Origin of the sequence: Candidatus Nebulibacter yamunensis, assembly GCF_024208055.1 — a bacterium.
In the GTDB taxonomy this organism is placed as follows: Bacteria; Pseudomonadota; Gammaproteobacteria; order Francisellales; family Francisellaceae; genus Caedibacter; species Caedibacter lacustris.
Window position 1 is genome coordinate 1 of the sequence record NZ_JAMBMW010000061.1, and the last position, 647, is coordinate 647.

Annotated in this window: 1 protein-coding gene; it reads right to left on the minus strand. The window is 65.8% G+C overall.

Annotated features, from left to right (window positions below; genetic code table 11):
• Positions 1–223: 223 nt before the first annotated feature.
• On the minus strand, positions 224–448 hold the full coding sequence (locus M1V25_RS10275; protein ID WP_498843226.1) for a hypothetical protein: 225 nt from the start codon (positions 446–448) through the stop codon (positions 224–226).
• Positions 449–647: the final 199 nt, after the last annotated feature.

The following is a 647-nucleotide window of genomic DNA, read 5'->3' on the forward strand; positions in this document are numbered from 1 at the left end:
TGACCAGCCCGATCTTCGGTGCGCGCACTGTGGAGCAGCTGCAGCCGTCGCTGGCCTCGGTCGAGGTCGAGATGACGCCGGAGCTGCATGCCCGGATCGCCGCGCTGTCACGGACGCCGCCGCCGGCAACCGACCGGCTGGAGGAACAGGTCGGGCGGTAGCTAGTTCAGGAAAGGCCCGCGCCGGAGGGCATCCGGCGCGGGCGCTTTCATCATGCAGCAGGTCAGGGCCGGATCAGGATCTTGCCGGACTTGCCCGGGGTCAGCGAGGCCTTGACCGCGTCGGTGACGTTGTCGAGGCTGAACTCTCCGCCCGAGGGCAGCTTCATCTTGCCCTGGGCAGCGAGCGTGACCAGTTCGGTGATCAGGCGGACCTTTTCGTTGGCAGCCATCTCGCTTGAGACGCGCGAGCCCCAGAAACCCTTGACGGTGAGGTGGTTGGTGATCATCGAGCCGGCGCGCAGTTCTGAAATGGGGCGGGGCGACAGGTGCCGGGCTAGTGCTGGCCATCATGCTGGGCACGCCGAAGACGGGCGCCGCGGCGACCGATCCGGCCGCCGACTTTAAGCCAAACGCCTATCTGCGGATCTCACCTGACGGCAAGATTTTGATCTATGCCAAAAATCCCGAAGTCGGGCAGGGCGTCAA